Genomic DNA, 4,359 nt, shown 5'->3' on the forward strand with positions numbered 1-4,359 from the left:
CACCCTACGACACAACATCTCGTGCTGTCGTCCGATAACCGGAAATGAAACCCACCCACACAAAACGCGAAGAAGCCCGCAACTCCCTGCATCACCCTACGACACAACATCTGGTGTGGTCACGACGTGAACCGGGACTCGCCATCCCACACAATTTGCAAAGAAGCCCGCTGACTTCGTTGCACCAATTCCGGAAATCGAATACACTAAACAACACATTTCAATAATTGTTGCAGCCCTAAAAGGGCTTGAAAGTGAGGTGATTGCTTGCGCCCACTCATACTTGGAAAGTTCTGGTAATCCCTGTGCCACACTGATCGACGCCTCATCGAGGGCGGGTATCAGATACGATCGGGTGCGTGAGTTGCGGGCTTGAGCCCGAAATCAACACCCGGAATTTCACGGGGTAGCCGAGTATACGCATGGAGCACCTCTGCAACCTTTCAGGGCGGCAACAGGGCTGAGAGATCGCTGCATGCCGAGTCGGCTTGATTACGAGTTGAAACACGCGACGATAAGCAATTTTAGCTCAGGAGGAGGGTGACATGGGCTTGCCAGTGCGAAGCATAATCATCACGGCATTTCTGGTCTTGGCAGGAAGTGTTTCGGCGCAACCGAACCAGGAACGAAAATGCGCCGGAATTCTATTTTCAACGTCCGAGGACTTTGAATCGCAAAGTCTTTCATCAAACGCCGTCATCTCCGATGGCGACCTTCTGGCTCTTCAGGGGCGCACGGCATCGATCTGTCGGCGCAACGCCGAACTGCTGCGGGCGTTTCAGGCAGAGCGTGACCTCGGCCTCGACGCAGTCCACGCGGTGCGCACCAGCGAAGACCGGGAACCGCGCCTCATCGCCTTTTCGACGGAACTGGATGATCCGACGGGGCGGTTCGGTGCCGGTGATCTTCTGTTCACTAACGGGGCGATTGTGCCTCACGTGGCGCTGACCGCTCGGTTGGATCTTCCGCGAAATCTTGATCTCGGGCTCGACGCGGTCGAACTTCAAGGCCGACCTGAAGCGCTCCTCGAACTCGCGGACCAGCTGCGTGAGGTTGGACCCGGACGCTTGCGCCAGGAGCCGGAAATCCTGCGGGAACTGCTCAGGGAGTTTGATGTCGATATCCTCTTCTCGACCGAAGGCACCGGGCCGACCCCCCAGCGGCCTCTGTTTCTTGACGGTGACCTTCTCTCCGCGAGGGATGCCGTGATCGTGCGGAGCAACGCGAGCCTCCTGCCGACGCTTCCCGTCGGCATTCCAGGCGGGGCCGACTTTGGCCTCGACGCGTATACGACTGGCGTCGATCCGATCGAGTTCGAGCCGATCGAGTTGTTCTCCACCGAGATCGGCAATAAGGGGAAACCGGCCTTCACCGACGGTGACGCGCTTATGCCGGGGCCGAGGCTCTATCTGCAAAACCTTGAGATGCTTGCGGCGCTCGATCCGCCGATCGAGGATCTGGGTCTCGACGCCCTCAGCGCCGGATCGGAGCGGGTCGCCTGTCCGCTCACACCGACCATCACTGAAATCAGCGGGGTCCGGACGGCAGATCCCGGGGGCGGCGGCGCATGGATCAATGCTGCCGGATTCGCGCTCGACACGGCCAATGGCCGCTTTACTCGTCCCTTTGCCCGCGACATCGAGATCGCGGGGACCATTCCAACACTGCGCACCTGTGACCGGCTCGGGGATATCCACTACAAGGTCGAGTACCAACTTCCGGGTGAGCCGTGGGAGCCGATCGTCTTCACAGAAAGCGATCGCTGGGAGCGGATCGTGGATCCCTTCTGCATGCGCCGGGACGACCGTTACGCAAGCGATGCCGGCACGGACGTCTCCGAAGGCTGGTTTTCGGTCGCGGACTACCGTCTCAACCAGCGATGCGGCGGAGAGTACCATGAGTTGGCCTACTGGAACTCGACCAACTTCATAAGCGATGATAACGGCAACGTCTCCTTCCGCCTGACCCTTCGGGATACATCGGACGGGCGTGTGGCCGTCGGTTCACCCGTCGAGGTTCAGATCGACAACGAGACGATCGAACGCAACGACATGGACCTCGCCGCCGGCGACATCTCCTTCGAGCTCTACGAGCCGACCACGCCGGATCCCCGCGGGCCATGCGAGCTCTATGACAACCAGTGCCGCATCCAAGGAGACGAGGACGAGGATGTGCGCGTCAAGGTGCGCGGTCACATTTTCGATGAGTATTTCCGAAACTACAGCCTCTGCTGGGGCGGTGGCGAGCACTACGGCTGCACGGGGACTGGCTTTGATATTTCGGGTGACAGGTACGACAGTTCACGATCCGAGATCGGTGATAACGGCACCCAGCCCCCCGCGGCGCGGAATGTGTATCTGGGCACGGTCAACCTGTCGGATGCTCACCAGACGGTTACCGGCGAGTCACTGCCGGCGGTCTGTGGCTTCTACATCAGGCTCTCGGCTTGGGATCGCCCGATCCTGGGCAGCTTCTCCGCCCGCTCCAACAACTTCGGGACGAGAGGGCGCGGGCGTACGTCAGTCACCCGTGCCTTCTGCGTCGAAAGCGGCGAAGGAAACGGGAACGGCTGAACAAAGCCAAGCGGTCGGGAGCTGCGGCCCCCGACCTGCCTAAGTGTGAAATTCCGCGGTCAAAGTAAACCTGTCTTGAACCAGCCCCTTGAAAATGCTGCACCGCAGCATCAGTTAAGAATGGTAACAAATGACACATCCCGGTAACCCGGAAAGGAACATGACATGGCCAAGCAGAACACGAAATCCGCAAGCAACGACATCCAGAGCCTCTTCGATCCTCAGGGGTTCCAAGACGTCTTCAAGACTTTGACGAGTGCCAACGAGCGCATGACCTCGATCTTCGTCGAGACCGCTACGAAGTCGACCGACATCGCGGCCGACACTGCCAAAGAGGCGTTCTCGAACCTCCGCGAAGTGACCACAGTGCGCGACGAGCCAGCAGATTACGCCAAGGTATACAGCGACTTTGTGCAGAAGCAGATGGATCTCCTCATGGGCACGAGCAAATCCCTCAGCGAAGTCACGCAGAAGCTCGGCACTGAGGCGACCGAGTTCGCATCCAAGACCGGTGAAGATCTGTCCGGCAAGGTGACGGCAAAAGCAAGCCAAGCCACGGACAAGGCGACAAGCGCCGAGAAAAAGGCCGCCTGAGCTCTTTCGCACAAAATTCGATCGATATGCTGCGGCGGCCCTTGAGGTCGCCGTTTTCATTTGAACAAGTATCTGCTGAGGCTCGGAACCAAAATAAGGACTATGAACCAATAAGATCAGCCGGAACCAATCCCCTATGCCTTCTAGGCCGCAAAAGCTGCATTTGAAACTTGGACCTAATGTTCCAAACCTAACGCTCAGTTCCCGTCGTGGAAGCAATAAGGTCGCTCAATCGCGCAGATTGGACGGAAATCACAGCCTGACGATAGGGTAGTGACTGTCGGGTGCGGAACACTAAGCTGTGCGGTTCCCTCACCAGTTGTTAGCGTTCAGATAATCAAAGTTGACTTCGGGCAAGATATCCTTTTTTTCCTTAATTTCAGACATTTCCAAAATATCAAGCCGCACAATTTTGGATTTGTTCACAAGAATTATTCTGTCTCGCAGACTGAAAGGGATGAAGTCCCGTTCATCGCATAGCAAGTCCAGAATCCGCTGCTGCTGCATTACGTGGACACCTCCGTAATACTGACTTCCATCTTCAAGGGTCGCTTTAACGGGAATGCAATGTTTAGGGTATTTCATGCAAGCCTTTCGCAAGGTTTATCAGGGTTCAAGACGATGAGGACGTAGTATACCTCTAACCTTCCAAAAACCGAAATTCTTAGTGGGTTATGACGCGGAAATTTTCTGACACCTTTTCGCGGAACATTTTCCATTCTCTTGGGATGGTTTCGCGGAAGAACGCTAGGATGGCGTCGGCGAACTGTTTCCGGGTGGGGTAATGACGGTTAGGTGGGGATGTCTCGCGCTCGCGGCGAAGGTCCGGACTGGTGCACACAGCGGGCTTTGTGAAGTTTGGGCGATTTGCCAAAAGCCGCCATTCAGGCAGTGCGCGGCGAATGCAGCGAGAGAACCCTCCCTTACAGATCGTCCGGGTGCAGCGAACGGCCGCTCCCGCAACCAGCTACAAAGGTGCCAGAACCAAGTAGGTTTTGCCTTGGGGTTCTGTCTGGGCTATCGTCCTGATGTAGCGGCAATCACTAGAAGAGTGTCGGAAACCACCGTTTTAGACACGTAGGTTTGGCGTTGATGATGTGACCGCGTTACCCAAAGGTCGTGTCGCGAAGTTGGTTGAAATTTGAATGTGGCGTAATCTCCGGGTGACTCGAAACCACCCAATCCGGCGGCT

At 56.9% G+C, this 4,359-nt stretch carries 3 protein-coding genes; 2 read left to right on the forward strand and 1 reads right to left on the reverse strand.

Annotated elements, in window-relative coordinates; translation table 11 throughout:
- The first annotated feature begins 545 nt into the window (after nucleotides 1-545).
- Nucleotides 546-2,573 carry a hypothetical protein gene (locus ACROSR_RS20210; RefSeq protein ID WP_432687674.1) on the forward strand — a complete coding sequence of 676 codons (2,028 nt, stop codon included), beginning with the start codon at nucleotides 546-548 and terminating at the stop codon, nucleotides 2,571-2,573.
- A gap of 165 nt (nucleotides 2,574-2,738) precedes the next feature.
- On the forward strand, nucleotides 2,739-3,167 hold the full coding sequence (locus ACROSR_RS20215) for a phasin family protein (protein WP_432687676.1): 429 nt from the start codon (nucleotides 2,739-2,741) through the stop codon (nucleotides 3,165-3,167).
- Nucleotides 3,168-3,479: 312 nt separating this feature from the next.
- On the opposite strand, the gene ACROSR_RS20220 is transcribed toward ACROSR_RS20215, so the two are convergent.
- On the reverse strand, nucleotides 3,480-3,752 hold the full coding sequence (locus tag ACROSR_RS20220; protein ID WP_432687677.1) for a hypothetical protein: 273 nt from the start codon (nucleotides 3,750-3,752) through the stop codon (nucleotides 3,480-3,482).
- Nucleotides 3,753-4,359 lie beyond the last annotated feature (607 nt).

The organism is Roseovarius tibetensis (genome assembly GCF_050896375.1).
Lineage (GTDB): Bacteria > Pseudomonadota > Alphaproteobacteria > Rhodobacterales > Rhodobacteraceae > Roseovarius > Roseovarius tibetensis.

Coding starts and splice junctions, on each gene's coding strand:
- ACROSR_RS20210 (WP_432687674.1), top strand. CDS start 546: ATGGGCTTGCCAGTGCGAAGCATAATCATCACGGCATTTCTGGTCTTG.
- ACROSR_RS20220 (WP_432687677.1), bottom strand. CDS start 3,752: ATGAAATACCCTAAACATTGCATTCCCGTTAAAGCGACCCTTGAAGAT.
- ACROSR_RS20215 (WP_432687676.1), top strand. CDS start 2,739: ATGGCCAAGCAGAACACGAAATCCGCAAGCAACGACATCCAGAGCCTC.